This is a genomic window from Pseudomonas sp. FFUP_PS_473, from assembly GCF_002858665.1.
In the GTDB taxonomy this organism is placed as follows: domain Bacteria; phylum Pseudomonadota; class Gammaproteobacteria; order Pseudomonadales; family Pseudomonadaceae; genus Aquipseudomonas; species Aquipseudomonas defluvii.
This window is the reverse complement of sequence record NZ_PJQQ01000004.1, coordinates 1-22,548: the sequence shown is the minus strand read 5'-3', so window position 1 is coordinate 22,548 and position 22,548 is coordinate 1. Positions and strand designations below refer to the sequence as shown.

The window sequence follows — 22,548 nt, the reverse complement described above, 5'->3', positions numbered from 1 at the left end:
CTTAGCAGTTTTCAAAGTGCGTCTTGCGCTGGCCGCGCAGCACGATGTCGAAACGATAGGCCAGGCAATCCATCGGGTTCGCGTTGGTCATGTCCAGGCGTGCGATCAGGCTCTGTACCGCTTCAGGATTGGCGATCGACTTGACGATCGGGCACATCGGAATCAGCGGATCACCTTCAAAGTACAACTGGGTAATCAACCGGGTAGCGATCGACGGGCCGCTGATAGAGAAGTGGATATGCGCCGGACGCCAGTCGTTCGGCCCGTTACGCCATGGGTAAGGACCGGGCTTGATCGTGCGGAAACTGTAGTAGCCATCACGGTCGGTCAAGGCTCGACCAACACCGCCGAAGTTAGGGTCCAGAGGCGCCAGGTAACGGTCGTTCTTGTGCCGATAACGGCCACCGGCGTTGGCCTGCCACATCTCCACCAGGGTATGCGGGATCGGCTTGCCGTACTGGTCACACACTCGACCGGAAACGATGATGCGCTCACCAACCGGCAGGCCGCCGTTGTTGAAGTTCAGCAACAGGTCATGGTCATGCTGACCAAACTGCAGGTGAGAGAAGTCTGGACCGGTGCTTTCGCTGATCGACTGAGGAATGCTCACCAGTGCCTGACGCGGCGACCGGGCAACAGAGGTCTTGTAGTCGGGGGTCAGGGCTTTCGGGTGCCAATTGCGATCACGGATAGCGAAGCGACTGTCGTCTGTGGCGGACATGCCGTTCTCCTTGTTATTGGATGTGGAAAAGCCCGGGAGGAGCAGGCGAGCACCCAGTGTCGGCCAAGACGGCTTCGACGGGAACTGAAAAGAACCATGGGAAACATAACCAATTGGTTATGTATAGCGCAGCGCGCTCACGTCGCCTAACCCAAGAATTTTCATAGGCTATGGCGAAAAGGGATACGCACGGCTCCACCGGCCAAGCGCTGGCAGGCTTGATTCAGGAGACGTTGAAGAAGCCCTGAACGGCGCAGAAACATGCGCCAAACACTTTGTTGATCAATTTCGTAGGAATTGCTGAAAAAGCGTTTCAGCTACCCGAACTGCCGCCGATAAAGCCAGCGTATGGATCGCCTGGCACCAAGAAAAACAACCTTCCAGCGATCGGGATCAAGACCGTAAAACGTTCCTGGAGGGATGGTATGAACAGCTGGTTTGCCAATATCAGCGTCAATGTGAAACTCGGCCTGGGCTTCGGCCTGGTGCTGTTACTGACAGGCCTTCTGGCGCTGACAGGCTGGACCAGCCTTGGTGGCCTGATCGACCGTAGCAACTGGATGAGCGACATCACTCAGCTCAACAGCGACCTGACGAACATGCGCATTGCGCGCCTGCAATACATGTTGACCAACGGCGATGACACCAGCGCCGCCAATGTTCAAGCCAAACTCGACACGTTCAGCGCGCAACAGCAGAAACTGCTGAACAGCTTCAAGAGCCCCGAGAACATCAAACTGCTGCAGCAGCAGGCCAAGACCATCAGCGCGTATCAGGTATCACTGAACAAGATGCGCAACGGCTATAGAACCACCCTGGCCGCCCGCGATGCGATGGGTGTAGCCGCCGCCAGCGCCATCGAGTTGATCGAGTCGATCAACCGCGATGTCCTGGCCTTGCCAGAGAGCGACCCTCGTCGTCTTGAGCAATTCCAGGCCATTACGCGGGTCAAGGAACAACTGATGATGGTGCGCCTGGAAGTGCGCAGCTACATTGCCGACCTCAGTACTTCGACCGAGCAGGCAGCGCTGCGACAACTGGATGCAGCCCTGACTGAAGTCCGCCAACTGAACGATCACCTGCCACGCGAAACCACCCGCGCCAAGCAGTTCGAAAGCGCCATCCTCGCCTACCGTGACGCCGTACTCACCTTCAAGAGCGCCATTACCGAGATCGCCGTAGCTCGCCAGGAAATGACCGTACAAGGCGCCGATATCGTCAAATACAGCGATCAGCTCTATAAGATCCAACTGGATCGTCGTGATGACGAAAGCGCCCAGGCGCGTGCACTGCAACTCATCAGCACCCTGCTGGCACTGCTGTTCGGCGTACTGGCCGCGGTTATCATTACCCGCCAGATTACCCGCCCGCTGCAAGACACCCTCAAGGTGGTCGAGAAAATCGCTGCAGGCGACCTGACCCATGAGCTACGCGTGACCCGCCGAGACGAGTTGGGCGTTTTACAGCAAGGCATACAGCGCATGGGCAGCACCCTGCGTGACTTGATCACAGGCATCCGTGACGGCGTCACCCAGATCGCCAGCGCAGCGGAAGAACTCTCGGCGGTCACCGAGGAAACCAATGCCGGAGTCAACAGCCAGAAGGTCGAAACCGATCAGGTGGCAACCGCCATGCATGAAATGGCGACGACAGTGCAGGAGGTGGCGCGCAACGCCGAGTTGGCCTCAGAAGCGGCAACCGATGCTGACGGTCAGGCCCGTGCGGGTGATGAGGTCGTCGCCCAGGCCATTGCCCAAATCGAACGTCTGGCCGAAGAAGTGAAGCGCTCGACCGACGCCATGGGGCACCTGCAACAGGAAAGCCAGAAGATCGGCAGCGTCATGGACGTAATCAAGTCGGTCGCCGAGCAGACCAACCTGCTCGCCCTGAATGCCGCCATCGAAGCGGCCCGCGCAGGCGAAGCCGGTCGTGGTTTTGCCGTGGTCGCTGACGAGGTTCGCGGCCTGGCCCAGCGCACGCAGAAATCCACCGAAGAGATCGAAGAACTGGTAGCAGGCCTGCAAAGCGGTACCCAACAGGTCGCCAATGTCATGCTGAACAGCCGTAACCTGACCGATAGCAGCGTTGAACTGACGCGTAAAGCCGGTGCATCACTGGAGAACATCACCCGCGTGGTGTCGAACATCCAGTCGATGAATCAGCAGATCGCCGCAGCCGCCGAGCAGCAGAGTGCCGTAGCCGAGGAAATCAGCCGCAGCATCCTCAATGTACGCGATGTCTCGGAGCAGACTTCCGCAGCCAGTGAAGAAACCGCGGCGTCCAGCGTCGAGTTGGCGCGGCTGGGTAACCAGTTGCAGATGATGGTCAGCCACTTCCGCGTCTGACCTGAAAAACACCGCTGGCACTGCCGACACCAGCAGGCGTCGACAGTGCCAGCGATAAGGCCGGTTACTTCACCACGTGGCCCACACCCCGACCACGTGGATCGGAAGCGGTTTCCAGCGCCGTGCCATTGACCCGGATCGCCTGGATATCCCCCATCTCCCAGCCCTGATCTTCCAGGGTGTACCCCATCTTCTTCAGATCATCGGCCACCTTGCCATTCAACGGCGCATAAGCGTCGTAATAGATAGTGTCCTTAGGCAGCAACTGATGATGCACACGCTGCGCAGCAACGGCCTTCTCCAGCGGCAGGTTGTAGTCATAGAGGTTGTTCAGCACCTGGAAGATCGAGGTGAAAATCCGCGAACCACCTGGCGTACCCAGAACCAGGGTGACCTGGCCGTCGCGGGTTACCAGCGTTGGGCTCATTGACGAAAGCATGCGCTTACCTGGCTCGATGGCGTTGGCGTCGCCGCCGACCACACCGAAGGCGTTGGCTACGCCAGGCTTGGAACTGAAGTCATCCATCTCGTCATTGAGCAGGAAGCCCGCGCCCTTGACGACAACGCCACTGCCATAGTCCCAGTTCAAGGTGTAGGTGTTGCTGACGGCGTTACCCTGCTTGTCGACGATGGAGAAGTGCGTGGTCTGATGCGGTTCCAGGCCCGGGCGGACTTTCTCCGTCTCAGAGATGGCCGTCGGATTGACCTCCTTGGCACGCTTGACCAGGTAGTCCTTGGCAACCAGTTGCTCTACTGGCACCTTGCTGAAGGCAGGGTCGCCGAGGTAGTCGGCACGGTCGGCAAACACCCGCTTCTCGATTTCGGCCAGCAGGTGGATATAACGAGCCGAGTTCAACTCAACGCCCTTGAAGTCGGCAGCGCGGTTTTCCTTGATGCCCAGCAGTTGCGCCAGCGCGATACCACCGGAGCTTGGCAACGGCGCGGTGTAGACCGTGTTGCCGCGCCAGTCGATACGCATCGGCTCACGCCAGACAGCCTTGTAATCCTTCAGGTCATCTTTGCTGATCAAGCCCTTGTCGGCCTGCATCTGAGCCACCAGCAGGTCGGCGGTCTTGCCCTGATAGAACTCACTGACGCCATTGCTGGCAATACGCTCCAGGGTTTGCGCCAACTCGGGTTGCTTGAAGGTTTCGCCGACCTTCATGCTGCCGAAATAGTCATTGAAGTTGGTGCTGTCCTTGAACAGACCCAGGGCGTCCTCACGGTACTGGTACTGTTTGGAGGCCACTTTAAAGCCATTCCTGGCGTAACCGACTGCTGGGGTCAGCAGCTCGGCCCAAGGCAGCTTGCCGAATTTCTGATGCGCCTCCCATAACCCCATCACCGTACCCGGTACACCAGCGGCACGTGCACCGACCAGGCTGAGGTTCTCGATGACCTCGCCTTTATCGTCCAGGTACATGGTGCGGCTCGCCGCTTTCGGGGCGACCTCGCGGTAGTCGAGGAAATAGGGCTTGCCGTCCATGTACAGGGTCATGAAACCACCGCCGCCGATATTGCCAGCCTCGGGGTAAGTCACCGCCAGCGTGAATGCAGTCGCCACGGCAGCATCCACCGCGTTACCGCCTTTTTTCAGGACTTCGGCGGCTACCTGTGCACCATATTGATCGGGCGCGGCGACCGCGCCACCGTCCAGGGTCACGGCGTAGGCCGAAGAACTGGCGATAATCGCGGCACTGAGGGTCAGGAGTCGGAACATCACAACGCGCATGAAAGCTTCCTTAGTGTTGTTTTCGTTGAACACCCATTAAGGCTGATGTCGAACGACATATCAAACACCGAAGCGAAAACAGCCGCGTTTAGACAGCCTCTGTCGCCGCCAGAAATCTCAACAGGCGTAGACCGCCAGCTTTTGCTGAATGAAATCGAGAAAGCACTGAATGCGCAGGGCCAGTTGCGTATTGCGGTAGTACACCGCATGGATCGGCTGGCGATAGCCGCTGTTGGCATCGGCAAGGATCACCTGCAGGCGTCCGGCACGCACGTCCTCGTGGCTCATGAAGTGCGACAGGCACGCGATGCCTGCCCCGGCCAAGGCCAATTGGCGCAAGGTTTCGCCGCTGGATGCCGACAGGCTCGGACGAATGGGTAGACGATCGCCTTCAGCATGGCGCAAAGGCCAGTGGTTGAGCGTCTCGGTCTGGCTGAAGCCCAACAGCGAGTGCCCGGCCAGGTCTTCAACCTGCCGTGGCGTGCCATGCCGCGCCAGGTACTCGGGGCTGGCCAGGATCTGCAGCGGGCTGCAGCCCAGCGAACGGGCATGCAGGCTGGAGTCGGACAGCTCGCCAATGCGGATCGCCACATCGGTACCCTGCTCCAGCAAGTCAATGATCAGGTCGTCAGTGTTCAACTCCAGTTGGATGTCCGGATAGCGCTCACGGAACTCCTCCACCCACGGGACGATGGCGTGCAGCATGAACGGCGCCGCGGCGTTGATCCGCAACCGCCCGGACGGCGTTTGACGGTGCAACGACAAACGCTCTTCAAGCTCATCCATCTGCGCAAGAATCGCCTTGGCTCGCTCGAAGAAAAACCGGCCCTCCTCGGTCAGGTCCATGCGCCGGGTGGTGCGATTGATCAGCGTGGTACACAGCTTGGCTTCAAGGCGTGACAAGGTTCGACTGACCGCCGATGGGGTCTGCCCGACCTGCTCGGCCGCAGCGGAAATCGAGCCGCACTCGATCACCGAGACGAACACCTGTAACTCATCGGACCTGGCTTTCACGCGAACACCTTGTGCAGCAACCAAACGCTGATTGATAGCGGCTTGCACGGGCTTGTGCAAGCACCCATCAAGCCGGGATCTGGAATACTCGGGCCAGATGCTGCTCATACGCAGTGACGGCAGCAGCAACGTTAGGGCGCTTCATCACATCCACCGCCAGGTAAGTCGGCAGCCCCGTCATGCCGAGGAACTGATTAGCCTTGTGAAACGGGAAGTACACGGCGTCCACACCCTTGCCTTCAAAGAAATCGTCAGGGTCATCGAACGCCTGCTGCGGCGCATTCCAGGTGGCCGAAATCATGTAGTGCTTGCCGTGAACAAGGCCGCCACTGCCGTACTTCTGCGACGCGTCGGAACGGGTTCGACCGTCGCTGGCATAGAGGCTGCCGTGACCGGCGGTGAAGACCTCATCAAGGTACTGCTTGACGGTCCAGGGCGCGCCCATCCACCAGCCGGGCATTTGATAGATGATCACGTCCGCCCAGAGAAACTTCTGCACCTCTTCAGCATTGTCATAACCACCGTCGATGTAGGTGGATTTGACGTCAAAGCCGGCACGATCCAGAAACGCCAGCGCTGTCTCATGCAGGGTTTCATTCAAGCGGCCATCGGAGTGGGCGAATTTCTTGCCGCCATTGAGCAACAGGACTTTTTTCATCGGGGCCTCATCGGGTGCCCGGTCGACGCCATTGGGATGGCGAACCGGATGGAATTGAATGCTGGGCAGGTTAACGACGAACAAAGCCCGGAAAAACCACCTCGACGGCAAAACGCTTTTGACTGGAGCGCACGAATTGAACGCGAATTATTGCAGTCGCGTATCTATTGCAGGGCTCATGACTTGTGCGCTTCTGGACAGCTTGATGTCGAGTCCAGACAACCGGGGGGCTGAGCCGCCCGCTAGGCTGCGGGTTCACTTCCTCAGCCTGCCTGGAGCCCTCATGTCGAAATCGATCGTCGTTCTGCGCGACACCCACCCGTTACCGGTACTCGATGCCTGCAAATGGGAGAAACTCGCCGGAGACCCGCACACCGTCAACCTCAACGCCTATACCAGCGAGGATGGCAGCAAGATCATGGGTACCTGGATCTGCACGCCTGGCAAATGGCGGGTCAATTACGAGAAGTGGGAATACTGCCACTTTCAGGAAGGCTACTGCGTGATCACGCCTGATGGCCAAGAGCCGATCCACCTGCGGGCGGGAGACATCTTCATCGTCGAACCGGGAATGCGCGGCACCTGGGAAGTGGTGGAGACCGTACGCAAGTACTTCGTCTTTGCGTAAGCAAAGCCGACAGGCCAGCTCCTGCATAGGAGCCGGCCTGCCCGTGATCAACGCAGCTTGCTATTCAGGCTTGCGGTAACCTTCAACGATCGCGGAGAAGTCCTTGCCGCCATCACCGCGCAAACTCATCGCTTGATACAACTGCTGCGCCACCGCGCCGAGAATCACCGGCTGGTGAGCCTGGCGTGCCGCCTCAGTCGCCAACCCCAGGTCCTTGAGCATCAGCTCGGCGCCAAAACCGCCGGTATAGCCGCGCGAAGCCGGTGCCGTCTCGATGATGCCCGGCCACGGATTATAGGTATCCGAGCTCCAGCAACGCCCAGTGGAGCTATTGATAATCCCCGCCAGAACCTTGGTGTCGATACCCAGGGCATTGCCCAGCGCCATGGCTTCGGACACACCCACCATCGAGATACCCAGCAGCAGGTTGTTACAGATCTTGGCGATCTGCCCGGTGCCGACATCGCCACAATGAACGATGTTGCGGCCCATCTGCGCCAGTACCGGCTGCAAGGTGGCAAACAGTTCAGCGCTCGCGCCCACCATGAAGGTCAACGTGCCCGCCTGGGCGCCGCCCGTACCACCGGAAACCGGCGCATCGGCCAGCGCGACACCCTGCTTGGCGGCGGCGGCCGCAACATCACGGGCCGTCTGCGGGTCGATGGTGCTGCAATCCACTACCGGAGTACCGGCACGCACTCCCGCCAGCACGCCATCTTCACTCAGGTACACGCTGCGCACATGGGCGGCGGCTGGCAGCATGGTAATCACCAGCTCGCTGCCTTCTGCTGCTTCCCGTGGCGAAGCACTGACCTGGCTACCCAACTCAGCAAGCTCGGCCAGGATGGTCTTGTTCAGGTCAAACACATTCAGTTGATGCCCGGCCTTGATCAGGTTGCGCGCCATCGGCGCGCCCATGTTGCCCAAGCCGATAAATGCAATACGCATGACGATCTCCTTAGCGCAGGCTGATGGTGGTGTTCACACCGTCGTTGACGCTGTCGTCATCGAACCAACGGGCAGTGACGGTCTTGGTCTGAGTGTAGAACTGCACCACTTGCTTGCCGTAAGGGCCCAGGTCACCGAGCTTGGAACCGCGCGAACCGGTGAAGCTGAAGAACGGAACCGGGACCGGGATTGGGATGTTGATACCAACCTGACCAACATCGATTTCACTCTGGAACTTGCGTGCCGCTGCGCCACTTTGGGTAAACAGGCCAGTGCCGTTGCCAAAGGGGTTGCGGTTGACCAGGGCGATGGCCTCATCAAGGGTGTCGACCTCCAGCACCACCAGCACCGGGCCAAAGATTTCCTGGGTGTAGATCTGCATGTCGGTGGTCACGCCGGAGAACAGGGTCGGGCCAATGAAGTTGCCCTCCTCGTAGCCAGGAACCTTGACGTCGCGACCGTCCAGTTCCAACTTCGCGCCCTCGCGGATACCGCTCTCGATCAAGCCCAGTACGCGCTCCTTGGCACGCTTGGAAATCAGCGGGCCGACATCAGTGCCCGGCTCACTGCCGGCATTGACCTTGAGCTTGGACGCCAGCTCTTTGAGTTCGGGTAGCCATTCACGCGCCTTGCCCACCAGCACGGCAACCGAGGTGGCCATGCAGCGCTGACCGGCCGCACCAAAACCGGCACCCACCAGTGCATTGAGGGTTTGCGTACGGTTGGCATCCGGCAGCACGACGGCATGGTTCTTCGCGCCCATCATCGACTGCACGCGTTTGCCATGTTGGCCCGCCAGGTTGTAGACGTGGGTACCGACCTCGGTCGAACCGACGAACGAAATGGCCTTGATGTCCTGATGAGTACACAGGGCATCAACCACCTGCTTGCCGCCATGCACAACGTTCAGTACGCCAGCCGGCACACCGGCTTCGATGGCCAGTTCCACCAGCATCATGGTCGACAGCGGGTCCTGCTCGGACGGCTTGAGGACAAAGGTATTACCGCACACGATGGCCATCGGGAACATCCACAGCGGGATCATCGCCGGGAAGTTGAACGGGGTAATGCCGGCACAGACACCGATCGGCTGGCGCAGGGTGTAGGTATCAACACCACCGGCAACGTTCTCGGCAAACTCGCCCATCTGCAAGGTGCCGATGGAGCATGCGTGCTCGACCACTTCCAGGCCGCGGAAGATATCGCCTTCAGCATCAGCGATGGTCTTGCCCTGCTCAGCACTGAGGGTCAGCGCGATGCGCTTGGAATGCTCGCGAATCAGTGCCTGCAGCTTGAGCATGATGCGCATCCGCGCACCAATCGGCGTATCACGCCAGGTCTTGAACGCACGTTGAGCCGCCGCAATAGCCGCATCGACTTCATCGGCAGTGGCAAAGGGTACCCGTGCCAGCACCTGCTGGGTGGCAGGGTTTACCACGTCACGCCATTCTGTGGTTTTCGACTCGACCCACTGGCCGTCGATCAGCAGGCGAACCTGGTCGACCTTGGTCTGGTTGGGCGTAAGGGATGCGTTCATGGGGCTTCTCCTGAATTTGTTGTTAGGGAGAGATCGCCTTCGGCGCGTCAAGCGCGACGGGCACTTGGTCAAGGGGCTGATTTGGAGTATAGATGTGCAAACTTCTAATAAGAACGCACATAAAATCCGGTCCAACATGCAAAAAAACATCACCTCCCTAGGTTCATTGAACTGGGATGACCTGAAGTTCTTCCTCGAAGTGGCCCGTACCCGCAAGGCCAGCAGCGCAGCCAAGCGGCTGGGCGTGGACTACACCACCGTGTCGCGGCGAATCGCCTCATTGGAGGTGGCGCTGGGCACATTACTGTTCGAGAAATCACGTACCAGTGGTTTCGTGCTCACCGCAGAAGGCCAGCGCCTGCTCAGCTATGCCGAGTCCATTGAGAGTACCCTGCACATGGCCTGCGAGCAGGTCTCAGGCTCCGGCGTCGCCCTCTCCGGGCATGTGCGCATGGGCTGCACCGAAGGCTTCGGTAGCTTTTTCGTGACCCCGCAGTTGAGCCACTTCCTCGACCACTACCCGGCCATTTCAGTGGACATCCTGCCACTGCCGCACTTCATCAGCCTGTCCAAACGCGAGGCCGATATTGTCATTGCCCTGGAACGCCCGGAACACGGACCGTATGTGTGCTGCAAGCTGTGCGACTACCGACTGCGCCTGTATGCCACCCAGGAATACCTGGACAACCATGCGCCGATTCAACGGGTCAGTGATCTGGCCGATCATTCGTTTATCAGCTACGTCGATGACCTGGCCTTCAGTTCCGAGCTGCTGTACCTGGCCAACCTGTTGCCCGCAGCCAGCGCCAACCTGCGCAGCACCAGCGTGATCGCTCAGTACGTGGCCGCTCAACAGGGCCGCGGGCTGGCTATCTTGCCGTGTTTCCTGGCCGCACAGGATCCGCGCCTGGTACCGATCCTGCCGCAGGAAATAGAGATCACCCGGCAGTTCTGGATGTACTGCCGCGAAGACCTGCGCAAGCTCAAGCGGATCACCCTGTTGTGGGATTACATCCGCGAAGTGACCGAGCTGAACACTGCGCTGTTGATGGGCGAGTCGCGCTCGACGGTGTTTATTGATTAGCTCGTTGATTAATCGGAAGCAACGACAATAGCGACCCGGCGATTTTCCGTGCGGCCGGCGGCAGTGTCATTGCTGGCAACCGGCTCACGGCTGCCCAGCCCGCGGGTCTCAACGTTTTCCGGGCGCATGCCGACGGCTATCAGCACGCTTGCTGCGCTGGCCGCGCGGCGTAGCGACAACTGCTCGTTGTAACGGGCCTTGCCCGACGAGTCGGTATGGCCGTCCACGCGTACCCGCTGAATATCGACCGACAGCAGCGACTTGCCGATACGCTCGACGATTTTCCGGCTCTGCGCATTCAAGCTGTCCAGGTCACTGCCAAAAAGGACTTTGCCAGGCAAACCGAACATCCAGCCTTCATCGGTCAAAACGAACCCCTCCTGCTTCAGGAGCGCAATTTGTTCAGCACTCAGGCCTTTGGGGGGCACGCTCTGGCAACCCACAAGGGTAACCAAAGCAAGCGTCAGAGCGACAAAATGAAAGCGCAGACGGTTGATAGAACGGCTCACGGTTTAACTCCTGTTTTTTGTGCTAGCCGCAGAGTGCTCCGACTCTGCGTTGTGCCGCCCACCTCGACCGAGGTGCTTGGCGTGATACATGGCGGCATCCGCAGCGCTAAGCAGTTCAGTCGGCGTATCACCATCATCGGGATACACCGCCAGGCCAACACTCAGGGATGAAACCACTACCTGCCCGTCAGGCAGATGAATCGGGGTGCGCATGCTGGCGATGATCTTGTCGGCAATACGCTCGGCATCTTCGGTTCGCTGAATAGGCGCCAGTAGCACCGCAAACTCATCACCGCCCAGGCGCGCGACCAGATCATGCTCACGCAACTGTGCCCGCACCCGATTGGCCACGGTGATCAGCACTTCATCGCCAGCAGCGTGACCGTAGGTGTCATTGATGGTCTTGAAATGATCACTGTCGATAAACAGCACAGCCACAGATTCCTGGCTATGCGACGCGCTACGCAGGGTTCGGCTCAGACGCCCCTCGAAAAACGCCCGGTTCGGCAACCCGGTGAGGCTGTCGTGGCTGGCCTTGTGCGCCAAGGTTGCGTTTTCGCTTTGCAGATGGTGCTGCCAGGTTTCCAGCTCATCAAGCAACGCATTGAAGTCATGGCCCAACTCGTTGAGTTCGGCAATCTGTGCAGGCGGGACGCGCCGGTCAAAGCGACGCTCACAACGTGCCGCATGTGCCACATTGGCAAGGTTGCGCAAAGGGCCGACGATATCGCCGAACAAACGACGCGACAGGGACAACGCACCGAAGGCACTGAGTACGGTACACAGCATGATGCCGATCAGGCCACTGAGCAGAAAGCGCATCAGGCTATCACCCTGGCCGACCAGCTCGATTCGACCGGCCTGTTGCCCTTGGTGCAGCACTGGCAGGTTGATGGGATCTTCCAGCAACGTGCTCGCCAGGTGCCGCTTCAACGGCGCCAGCATGCCATCGTCGTGGCGTTGCCAGCGCGCGAGCAGATCGCCGTTATCGTCGAACACCTTCGCGTCGGCGACTTCTTCAGTCGCAGCAATCAGCGCCAGCGCCTCATTGGCCGCACTGCTGTCATTGAACACGACCGAGGCTTCTACGGTGTAGTTGATCGACCGGGCGATCAGGTGCAAGTTGTGGTTGGCGTAGGCTCGTAACGTCAGGACACCCATCAGGGTCAAAGAGATTCCCGCAAGCCCGACAGCCAGCAAGGCAACGCTCAAATGCCGTCGCCCAAGCACCGCACGTAGGGTCAAACGCCCCAGGCTATTGCGCAGGCGGGTCACGGCTGCACCGCCCTACGCCGCGACAGCCGCAGTACGCTGGGGTGAATACGTACGCCGCTGCGGGCGACCGAGTCGAGGTTGACCTCAAATGCCACATGGGTGTCACTGACCCGCAGACAGAACAGGCTGCCCACCGTACAGGAATCGTCCGCTTCGCTGATGCTCAGGAGCGGATGGCCAATGATCTCGCTGAATAACTGACTGCGCGCTTCAGCACTGAGTTTACCGATGTAGACCGCGTCACACTCATCGACAATCCGTGGAGCACCGGTCAGCAGTCGGCGAACCAACACCGGACGGCCAGTGGCCTGGGTGGTCCCTTTGACCAGATCATCGGCATATTCGGTGGGCCCAACCAGGCACAGACGCAGTTGAGCCGGTTCAACCGGCCAACGCGCATAACTGAGAATTCCGAGCACCACCTGCGTGACAGCCTTGGCCCGAAGCTCCGCATGGGCCGCATTACTGTCAGCCTGAGCACAGGCCACGCTGGTACACAGGAAAAGAAAACTGCCCAGCAGTCCAAGCATCCAGCTCATCACACGTCCCGGGATCGGGGCGGCCACGTTCATGTGGGAATTCTCTCAAAATGGGGCACGACAATTGGGCAAAGATAGCACAATGCCCATTTTTCCCGCGAGCCATCCCCCCAAGAGGCAATCCGGAGTGTGGCAGCATCGCCGCACTCAGGTCTGATCCAGCATCAGCCCCGAAAGCCGCTTCACTTTGCGCCGTACCGCCTCCTGAAATACACCCTGCCGCGGTTCAATAAGGCTGAACCAGTGCTTGGCGCGCGTAATACCGGTGTAGATCAGTTCCTTGGTCAACACCGGGTTCAAGGCATCCGGCAAAATCAGCGCGGTATGGGCAAACTCCGAGCCCTGGGACTTATGCACCGTCATCGCGTAAACCGTTTCAACATCGCTCAGCCGGCTTGGCAACACGAAGCGCACACCGCCCTTGCCGTCACTGCGTGGGAACGCAACGCGCAGCACCTGCTTGCCGCCGCTACCTCCCTCCGGCAACCGCAGGGCGATACCGATGTCACCGTTCATCAAACCCAGCCCATAGTCGTTACGGGTCATCAACACCGGGCGGCCCTCGTACCAAACCGCGTCACTGTCGATCAGCCCCGCGCGGGACAAGGCCTGGGTAGCACGCAGGTTCAACCCCTCTACTCCCCAAGGCCCTTTTCGTACCGCGCAAAGCAGTTGAAACGTCTCGAACGCCCGCAATACCGCCAAGGCCCAGTTGCCCCAGCGCGGATCATCCAGCGGGGCATTCTCGGGCGGGCGCTCACTGCCCATCACCTGCAGATAGTACCGATAGCCCTTGGCGTCGCTTTCTCCACGTCCGATACCGTCCAGCAGCAATCGATCAAGTGCTCGATCCTGTTCACTACGCAGGCTCAGCAGGTAAAGATCCGCATGCGTGGCTGTTGCCAACAGCGCCCTCGCCGGCTCAGCTTGTTGAGCGTTGACCAAGCGCGCCAGTTGTCCGATACCGCTACCTTCGCCAAAACGTCGTGAGTGACGCAGCATGACCACTTGCTGGGCCAGAGCATGCTGTTCTGCGGAGCCCGGCTGCAGCCCACTGTCGGCAAGCTGTTCGCCACTGACCTGCTCCAGCCAGCCCTGAGTCTGCGGGCTATAGCAACCCGCCTCGGCATCACGACACAGGTCACCCAGTACCGCACCAGCCTCGACCGACGCCAATTGGTCTTTATCGCCCAACAGGATCAGCCGGGCATGATGCGGCAAGGCTGCCAGCAAGTTGGCCATCATCTCCAAGTCGATCATTGAGGCTTCATCGACCACCAGCACGTCCAACGGCAGCGGGTTGCCCGAGTGGTGACGGAAGTGCCGCGAACCAGGTCGACTGCCCAAAAGACGGTGAACCGTCGAGACCTCGGTGGGAATATGTTCACGCACGGTTTCACTGACAGCCAATTGCTGCACTTGCTGACCAATGGACTCAGTCAGGCGTGCAGCCGCCTTGCCCGTCGGTGCGGCGAGGCGAATACGCAACGGACGCCCCATATCCACTGCGGGAGCCTGAAGTAACGCCAGCAACCGCACGACGGTCGTGGTCTTACCCGTGCCAGGGCCACCGGTGATGATGCTGAACCCCGCACGGGTCGCCAGTGCACACGCAAGCTTTTGCCAATCTACCTGCCCTGCCGGAGCACCGCTCTCGAACAGTTGGTCAAGCCGAGCACGCAAGTCGACCGCGGCAACCTCCTGCTGTGCCAGACGCTGACGCAGGGCGCTGTCGACCTGGCGCTCATAGCCCCAGTACCGTCGCAGGTACAAGCGTTGGCCGCAGAGCACCAGCGGTCTGTCTGTCTGCGCGTCATTTCCGGCATGGGCCACCAGCGCACTGCTCGACAGAATTGCACACCAGGTGGCCTGATCCAGGTGCTCAAGCAATTGTGACGGCAGTAACACCGGCCCCGCCAGAAGGTCACCCTCAGGCGGCAGAGACAACGCGAAATCCGGCTCGGCGAGGGTCTCACCCACATCCAGGCAGACATGCCCATGCCCTAACTGATGGCTGGCAAGTGCGGCGGCCAGCAACACCCGAGGGTCGGCACGCCCGTCGAGCTCGCCAAGAAACGCAACAAAGGCCCGGTCCAGAGCACGTAACCAACCGCGCTCAACCCAACGGTCAAGCAGGATCAGCAGATCGTGGATCTCGCTCAAGGGGCGCAGGGCCGACAACTGTTGCGCGTCCAGCGGCATTGGCAAAAAGTCGGTAAAGGTACGGCTCATGGCTGCTCTCCAAACAGGTCCTGTTGTTGCGGCTGCCAATCGCCACGAAACAGTGCATCCAGTTGCTCAATCAATTCCCGTGGTGGTTTGACGAAGTACACGCCTCTGGACGACGAACGCGCTCCACGCAGGAACATGAACACGGCACCGCCAACATGCTGGTCATAGTCGTAATCGGGCATGCGAACACGCAACTGCCGGTGCAGGGCCAACAGATAGAGGACGTACTGCAAGTCGTACCGATGCTCAAGAATCGCCGTTTCCATGGCCTGCTCGCTGTAGGCGGAATCCTCCGCGCCCAGCCAGTTGGATTTGTAATCGGTCACGTAGTAGCGACCGTCATGTTCGAAGGCCAGGTCAATAAAGCCTTTGAACATGCCATTGAGCAGTGCCGGCTTGGCGGCTGCACGGTTTTCGCCGTTATGGGTGTACTGCGCCACCAGGCGATCAAGGCAGGCGACATCCACCTGATGGCTGGCGAACCAGAACTCCATCTCGATCTGGTACTGGTGTAGCTCGCCCAGGACCACGGGCGGGCTGTTCGGCGCCAACGGCATTGGCGTCTCGATCAGTTGCCCCAACCAGTGGTTCAAGGTGTTAATCCAGCCCGTCCAGCCACGCCGATTGCAGCGTTGTGCAACGGTCTTTTCCAGCAGGTGCGGCTGCTCACGAATACGGGCAAAGCCTTCGCGCCCTGCCCATTCCAGCAAGCCATGAAGAAAGGTACCCGGATTGGGGCCACGGGGAAAACGGTGGAGATCACTGCCACCGGGCAACGCTTCAGAAAGCACCAGCGGATCGGCACGCTCATCGTCGAGCAGTTGCTGCGCCTGGGAGCTGTCCAACGCCAGAAGGTCTTCACCGATATGCAGCGCACTGTAGGAGGCAATCCACCAGTTCTCGGCAGCACGGCGGCGGGGTAGTCTCTGGGGTGCCAGCTCGGCCGTATTTCGCGTTGCGGTAAAGCACGCCGCCTCTGCCTCGGGCAATACTTCACAGCGAATTGCCGGGGCCCCATCGCTGAGCGCCGCCAGCCATTGCCCGAGCGCTGCCGAGTTCTCCAAGGGCACACCGCCACCCAGCAAGTAGCCCAGCGCCGATCGGTGCAGCAGTGACTCCTTGCTGGTCCCCCGCTTGAGGTCAGCCACGCCTAGCCAGCACGCATGGCGTGCGCGCGTCAGGGCGACATAAAGCAACCGCAGGTCCTCGGCCAGACGCTCATCATCGGCCAGCGCAATCTGCTCAGCGTTAGGCGTCAGGGTCAGTTGAGCCTGACGCTCACTGTCGTGCCAGGCCAGTGGCAGGCGCTTGCCATCAACCGGTTTGGTACTGCACACGAATGGGAGAAACACCAACGGATACTCAAGCCCCTTGGACTTGTGAATGGTCACGACCTTGACCAGTTGTTCATCACTTTCCAGGCGCAGAATCTGCTCTTCAGCCGTCTGGCCGCCAGAGGCCAGGTGTTCGCTCAGGTGACGAATCAGTGCCTGCTCGCCATCCAGCTCGGTGGCCGCCTGCTGCAACAGCTCTGCAAGGTGCAGGAGGTTGGTCAGTACCCGCTCGCCATCGCTGCGCGCGATCAGCACCTGCGGCAAATTGAAGTCATGCAGCAGGCGGCGCAACATCGGTAGAACGCCCTGAGTACGCCACAGGTGCCGGTACTCACGGAATGTCATCACCCAACGTTCCCAGTCCAACTCATCCTGGTTCAGTTGATCCAACGCGCTCAGAGGCAAGTTCAAGGTAACACTGGCCAGCGCGGCTTTAAGCAAGCGCTCTACATCCGGCTCGGCACAGGCCTTGAGCCAGGACAACAGGTCATGGGCCTCCTGGGCGGAGAACACCGAATCCTTGTCCGACAGGTAAACACTACGCACCCCACGTGCGGCGAGTTCTTCGCGAACCAGCTGCGCCTCTCGGCCGTCGCGAACCAGAATGGCGATATCGGAAGGCTGGCAACCCCGCAGCTCGCCCTCAGCCTTCACAAAACCACTGCGTCCCTGCTGCCCGCCGCTAAGCAAGGCGACAATGGCAGTGGCACAGCTGGCAGCCATGTGTTTCCGGTAGACCGCAGCCGAAACCGGTTCGTCACTGACAAGCTGCCAGATGTTCAGGGCTGGCACGACCTGGCCGCCGACCTGCAGCGTCTCCTTTCGGCCTTGAGCCTTGACCGCCTGGAACGGCACCGGGTTGTCGTCTTCGCGCCGGAACAGGAAAGCGCCGGCGCCCTGGGTACGGTGCTCCGCACGCTGGAACACATGGTTGACTGCAGTAACCATGGCCTGGCTGGAACGAAAGTTGGTATCGAGTGTATGCAATCGACCCGCGGTGGCCTCACGGGCTCGCAGGTAGGTAAAGATGTCCGCACCACGGAACGCATAGATAGCCTGCTTGGGGTCTCCAATCAGGAAAAGCCCGGTCTCGCGCAGGTTTTCTTCAATGCGGTAAATGCGCTGAAAGATCCGATACTGGACGGGGTCGGTATCCTGGAATTCGTCGATCAGCGCGATGGGGAATTGCTCACGAATCAACCCGGCCAGGCGTTCACCAGCAGGGCCACTCAAGGCACTGTCGAGTCGCAACAGCATGTCGTCGAAGCCCATTTCAGCACGGCGCCGCTTTTCTTGCTCAAAGCGAGAGCCGACCCAGGCCGCCGCATGCTCCAGCAGGCTGGCATCTGGAGTCGGCAGGGCCTGTAAACGCTCGCGCAAGGTCGACATGGCCTCAAGGGCCGGGTGCCGGGGCGGCTCACCTTTCCAGGCTTCTGCCATACCCTCCGGTGTAAAGCGGGTGAAGCCAGTGCCGAGGTCGAGCTCCTCAGCCTGCTCTTCAGTAGCCCACACCCTCAGCTTTTCACACCAGGGCTCGAAGTAACGCGCCTGCATCTTGCGCCCGTCGACCTGCTTGGCTGCGAGACCTTCATGGCAGAGCTGCAACAACTCGGCAGCCCATTGGGCCCAAGGCGCTTTCAACTCACGCAGGTACTCGGCACGTTGCTGTAGAACGCCGTCAATCAGTGCCTGCGGCTCCTCGACGTCACTGGCCACCCGCTGGCGACCAAACAACGCGCGCACCTTGGGCAACAAGGCATCGGGGCTGCCCCAGTTGGCGCGCACCCACTGCAAAGCGTCACCCTGCATGCCATAGCAGAAGCGGCGCCAGTAATCGCGCATGACCTGGCCCAGCAGATCGCTGTGATCGGTCTCCAGGGTTTGGGTAAACAGGCTGCCGCTGTCGAACGCATGCTCACGCAGCATGCGTTGGCACCAGCTGTGAATGGTCGAAACCGCAGCCTCGTCCATCCACTGCGCCGCGACCTCAAGCCGATTGGCACAGGCCGCCCAATGCTGGGGATCAAACTGCTCGCGCAGTTGTTGCAGCAGGCTGTCGGCTTCCAGCAGATCCCCGCGGAAAAAGCGAGCGGCCTCTGCCAGACGCGTACGAATACGCTCGCGCAACTCCTTGGTTGCGGCATCTGTGAACGTCACCACGAGAATCTGTGGCGGCAACAACTCACGACCGAAACCTTGCTCGCCACCATGCCCCAACACCAGGCGCAGATAGAGAGCGGAAATGGTGAAGGTTTTGCCGGTGCCAGCACTGGCTTCAATCAGTTGGCTACCGTGCAACGGAAAGCTCAGGGCCAAAGGCGGTTGTGGTTCAAGCATCATGAGCGGCCCTCCTCACGGCCAACAGACTGCCAGCCGGCGTCGTACAGTGGACGGTAAAGCGATTCACACCAGCCTTCGAATTCCTCACTGGCCGTGAGGGCGGCGAAATCACTGAACTGTCGAGCCAGCGCAGTATTTTCGCTGCGCTCGCCATCATGGCTGATGCCATCACCGTCATAGGCTTTGGCTGCTGCCGCCAGTGCCTTATCTGGATCACTTTGCTCAAGCCAGGCGAAAGCAGTCTTCGCCGCCACGGGCAGCGGTGACGACATACCCGCCTGTCGAGCCAACAACAAGTGGCCCAGAAACTGCTCGGCAGCGCCCTTTTCCAATGGCTTGAGCAACAAGGTCTGATCGCTGGCCACCACCGCCGTGTGCAAGGGCAGCCCCACGGCACACGCGGCCAGGTGCATAACCCAACTGTGAATCAAGCGGTGCCACTTCAAGGTACGGCCGCTGCCGATGGTGTTAGGTAACGTAGTGATGCTCAACAGGTCATCGCCCTCACGGCGATAGACTTGGCCCAGCCAGCCATCAAGACGCAAGTGACGGTACTCGAAACGAATGGGCAGGGCGCTGTCGACCCGATGCGGCCACTGCTCCAAAAGCTGACGGTGACGCTGCAACAGGTCGGGCAACGGTTCAATGAGCTCGTCACGCAGGCAATCACCGAAACCGGCCATCGGCAGCACGCCACGCCCTTGCAGGCGGTTGGCCTGAGCCAGCAGCGCGCGCTCGCTGTCGTGCGTGTCGGCCAGGGCCGCAGCCAGCAGGTTCTCACTCAAGCTGTAGCGCTGTAGCGCATCGAGCACAAAGGGCTCTTCATCAGCCAGCGGTGCCTGAGCAGACTCAAAGAACACCTTCAAACGCTGACTGAAAAAATGCCGTACGGGATGCCTTAGAAAATCCTGCAGCAATGGCAAGGTCAGTGGCTCGTCGGCCACGAAAGGCTCCAAGGCAGGCGGCTCAATGGCTTCACCCGCATCCGCCAGATGCAACGCACGCCACTCATTGGCATAGCTGAACAGACCGCTACCCTGATGAAAGTAGAGAGCACTGAAGGGTTGCAGTGGATGCTCGACCGTCAGCGCATGGAGCAGCGAGTCCATGTCCTGCGCTTCGCCTCCAGCAAGCGTCCAGCCTGCGGCCAGATGATCACGTAATTGCCCGATCAGTACCGACGCCGGGCGCTCGCTGTTGTCACGAATACTGCGCCCGACCCAACTGACGTAGAGTTGATCGCGTGCCGACAGCAGCGCCTCCAGCAACAAGTAACGGTCATCTTCGCGGCGCGAGCGATCACCCGGGCGGTAGTCACTGCCCATGAGGTCGAAGTCCAGAGGCGGCTGGGCTCGCGGATAGTCGCCGTCGTTCATCCCCAGCAGACAGATCACCTTGAAGGGGATTGCCCGCATCGGCATCAGGGTGCAAAAGTTCACGGAGCCGGCGAGGAAGCGTTGCGACAGGCGCCCCTGATCAAGCCCGGCCAGCCAGGCTTCACGTACTACGGTCAGCGGCAGCAAATCTTCAAGACCGACCATCTCGCAGGTCTCTAGCCAGTCCTCGCACAGCGACTGCAACTGCACAAGCAGATAGTCGTCATGCTCGTTTTCTGCACGGAAAAAAACCTGCAGCAACGCATTCAAACGCGCCCCCCAGTTACCTGCAGAGGCAGGGCTGGACAGTTCGCGATAAGCCACCTCCAGCGCATCAATGAGGGCAACCAGCGGGCCAATCAACGCCGCATCCAGCCCACCGATCTCATCGTAGGGCTCGATGCCGTCACAGCTTGCTCCGGCACCTACGGCATACCCCAGCAGCATGCGGCGCAAACCGAAATGCCAGCTGTTCTGCTCCAGCCCGGCAGGTAATTCAAGTGTCGCCCGCTGCTCGGCATTCAAGCCCCAGCGCACTCCCGCACCTTCAATCCATCGATGCAGTGTCGGCAGGTCACTTTCCTTAATCCCGAAACGCGCCCTGAGGGCCGGGACATCGAGCAGATCAAGAATCTCGCTGACCGGGAAGCGGCTGTCGGGAAGCTTGAGCAGATGCTCCAGGGCGATCAGCAGCGGATCGCGGCCACGCTGCCCCTGATCGGCCAAGGTGAAGGGGATGAAACGTGAATCGTCACGGGCGATCTGCCCAAATACGGCACGAATATGCGGAGCATAGGTATCAACATCCGGCACCATCACAATCACATCGCGAGGGCGCAAGGTTGAATCCGCACTGAAGCGGGCTAGCAACTGATCGTGCAGGATCTCAACTTCTCGCTGCGGGCTATGCGCAATATGAAACCTGATCGAGCGATCCTTGAGTGGGTCGACGCTTGGCCACAGCGCGCGCGTCTCGGTCAGCGGCCGCAGCTCGAGGATGTCGTCCTGCAACTGGTTGAGCAGATTCTGCGGTTCGCTGTCGCTGAAGAGGTCAATACGCCCTTCGCTGAACGCCGCACGATAACTGTTCGGGTCGTCATAACTGTCGAGCAGATTGATGTAATCCCTGCCCTGCTTACCCCACGCCGCCAACAACGGGTGGGCATGCTGGTGCAGTACATCGGCATCGATCATTGCCGGGGTGCCACTCTTACGCTGCTGACGCTTGTACTGGTGACGCAGAAGGTCCTTGTCCGCGACGATATCAGCCCAGTGGTGTCGGCAAGGGTTGAGTACACACAGCAGCACCTGACTGAAACGAGATAGCCCCGCGAGCGCCTCAAGCGCCTGGGCCGGCAACGAAGAAATACCGAAGACGATAACCCGTGACGGCAAGCCGGCAGGGGCTTCCTGCAACTCGTTGATACGCTGAATAAAGCGCTGATGAACACCCGCACGACTCTGCGCCATGCCTTCAGTACCGACGTCCAGCAACAGCGCTCGCCACAATTCGGCCTGCCAGCAATTAGCCGCAGGCAAGGGCTTCGACTCACCACGTGCGGTGCGTAGCAGGTGGTGCCCTTCTGCCCAGTCCTGCAACCAGTCGGCGCGGTACACCTGATACTGGTCGAACAGATCAGCCAAGCGCTCTGCGAGTTGATAGCGCTTGCGCAAATCGGCATCGTCGGTCAAAAAACGCTGCAACGGCTCAAAATGCGGCCGATCAATGACCTCAGGTAGCAGGCGCATCAAACGCCAGGTCAGCGGCGCCTTGTCGAGTAACGAGGTTTCCGGAATCTCCTCACGCCCCAACACTTTGCGGTACAGCTGCCACATGAAACTGCCAGGCAGTTGCACGTCAATGGCAGCAGCAATACCGCAACCGCCCTGATCATCTTCTTCAGGATCTTCAGCCAGAGCCAACTTCAACCACTGTGCAATGCCGTTGCTTTGCACCAATGCGATCTCATTCTCCAGCGGCAACAGCGGATTGCGGCGCATCCAGCCCACGACCAGGCTTCGCAGTTCATCCAGACGGTTGCCATGAACCACCATAAAGCCGGGCTGTAGATTGGAGGTGTGCGGCATGAGTATCCCTTGGTGCGATGTGAAGAGGCTCGAACCTTAGCATGAGCTGCAGAGACAGGCCTCGCTGGCGATGTTTTCCAGGCCACAAAGACAAAACCCCTACCTGCATGCGCAGATAGGGGTTTCGGAATTTAATCTTGACGATGACCTACTCTCACATGGGGAAACCCCACACTACCATCGGCGAT

At 60.0% G+C, this 22,548-nt stretch carries 15 protein-coding genes; 3 read left to right on the top strand and 12 right to left on the bottom strand.

The genetic code is table 11. The features are described from left to right. Position 1: 1 nt before the first annotated feature. A complete protein-coding gene (gene pcaH, locus CYD26_RS03625; protein ID WP_065759301.1) occupies positions 2-721 on the bottom strand; it encodes a protocatechuate 3,4-dioxygenase subunit beta in 720 nt (239 codons plus the stop codon). A 425-nt stretch (positions 722-1,146) separates the two neighbouring features. On the opposite strand from pcaH, the gene CYD26_RS03620 reads away from it, so the two are divergent. Then, the gene (locus tag CYD26_RS03620) at positions 1,147-3,066 is read left to right on the top strand and encodes a methyl-accepting chemotaxis protein (RefSeq protein ID WP_099773475.1); all 1,920 of its coding nucleotides are present in this window, start codon (positions 1,147-1,149) and stop codon (positions 3,064-3,066) included. 64 nt (positions 3,067-3,130) lie between these two features. Here CYD26_RS03620 and ggt read toward each other — a convergent pair whose 3' ends face one another. From ggt to CYD26_RS03605, 3 genes are all read right to left on the bottom strand, one after another. Continuing rightward, positions 3,131-4,798 carry a gamma-glutamyltransferase gene (ggt, locus tag CYD26_RS03615; RefSeq protein ID WP_099773474.1) on the bottom strand — a complete coding sequence of 556 codons (1,668 nt, stop codon included), beginning with the start codon at positions 4,796-4,798 and terminating at the stop codon, positions 3,131-3,133. A gap of 117 nt (positions 4,799-4,915) precedes the next feature. After that, positions 4,916-5,812, bottom strand: a complete 897-nt coding sequence (locus CYD26_RS03610; RefSeq protein WP_099776526.1) for a LysR family transcriptional regulator — start codon at positions 5,810-5,812, stop codon at positions 4,916-4,918. Positions 5,813-5,879: 67 nt separating this feature from the next. Further along, entirely contained in the window at positions 5,880-6,470 is a 591-nt protein-coding gene (locus tag CYD26_RS03605) for an NAD(P)H-dependent oxidoreductase (RefSeq protein ID WP_102051817.1), read from the bottom strand. Between the two features lie 283 nt (positions 6,471-6,753). Between CYD26_RS03605 and CYD26_RS03600 the strand changes: the two genes are divergently transcribed. Continuing rightward, a complete protein-coding gene (locus CYD26_RS03600; protein ID WP_065759305.1) occupies positions 6,754-7,098 on the top strand; it encodes a cupin domain-containing protein in 345 nt (114 codons plus the stop codon). A 60-nt stretch (positions 7,099-7,158) separates the two neighbouring features. On the opposite strand, the gene mmsB is transcribed toward CYD26_RS03600, so the two are convergent. Beyond that, positions 7,159-8,046, bottom strand: coding sequence for a 3-hydroxyisobutyrate dehydrogenase (mmsB, locus tag CYD26_RS03595; protein ID WP_065759306.1), 888 nt, complete (start codon positions 8,044-8,046; stop codon positions 7,159-7,161). A gap of 10 nt (positions 8,047-8,056) precedes the next feature. Beyond that, positions 8,057-9,583 carry a CoA-acylating methylmalonate-semialdehyde dehydrogenase gene (locus CYD26_RS03590; protein WP_065759307.1) on the bottom strand — a complete coding sequence of 509 codons (1,527 nt, stop codon included), beginning with the start codon at positions 9,581-9,583 and terminating at the stop codon, positions 8,057-8,059. Positions 9,584-9,719: 136 nt separating this feature from the next. On the opposite strand from CYD26_RS03590, the gene CYD26_RS03585 reads away from it, so the two are divergent. After that, positions 9,720-10,667, top strand: coding sequence for a LysR family transcriptional regulator (locus CYD26_RS03585; RefSeq protein ID WP_099773472.1), 948 nt, complete (start codon positions 9,720-9,722; stop codon positions 10,665-10,667). Between the two features lie 8 nt (positions 10,668-10,675). Here the strand turns inward: CYD26_RS03585 and CYD26_RS03580 are convergent, their stop codons facing one another. From CYD26_RS03580 to recC, 6 genes are all read right to left on the bottom strand, one after another. Continuing rightward, positions 10,676-11,176 carry an OmpA family protein gene (locus CYD26_RS03580; protein ID WP_099773471.1) on the bottom strand — a complete coding sequence of 167 codons (501 nt, stop codon included), beginning with the start codon at positions 11,174-11,176 and terminating at the stop codon, positions 10,676-10,678. 3 nt (positions 11,177-11,179) lie between these two features. Continuing rightward, a complete protein-coding gene (locus CYD26_RS03575) occupies positions 11,180-12,451 on the bottom strand; it encodes a diguanylate cyclase domain-containing protein (protein WP_256587943.1) in 1,272 nt (423 codons plus the stop codon). Continuing rightward, positions 12,448-13,023 (bottom strand): YfiR family protein, encoded by a 576-nt coding sequence (locus tag CYD26_RS03570; protein WP_099773470.1) that lies wholly within the window; start codon positions 13,021-13,023, stop codon positions 12,448-12,450. Before CYD26_RS03570 ends, CYD26_RS03575 begins: the two co-directional genes overlap by 4 nt. A 114-nt stretch (positions 13,024-13,137) precedes the next feature. Continuing rightward, positions 13,138-15,222 carry an exodeoxyribonuclease V subunit alpha gene (gene recD, locus CYD26_RS03565; protein WP_102051816.1) on the bottom strand — a complete coding sequence of 695 codons (2,085 nt, stop codon included), beginning with the start codon at positions 15,220-15,222 and terminating at the stop codon, positions 13,138-13,140. Beyond that, positions 15,219-18,893: an exodeoxyribonuclease V subunit beta gene (gene recB / locus CYD26_RS03560; protein WP_102051883.1), complete on the bottom strand. Its 3,675-nt coding sequence runs from the start codon at positions 18,891-18,893 to the stop codon at positions 15,219-15,221. The genes recD and recB overlap by 4 nt, the downstream gene beginning before the upstream one ends. Continuing rightward, on the bottom strand, positions 18,893-22,360 hold the full coding sequence (gene recC, locus CYD26_RS03555; RefSeq protein ID WP_102051815.1) for an exodeoxyribonuclease V subunit gamma: 3,468 nt from the start codon (positions 22,358-22,360) through the stop codon (positions 18,893-18,895). The genes recB and recC overlap by 1 nt, the downstream gene beginning before the upstream one ends. Positions 22,361-22,548: the final 188 nt, after the last annotated feature.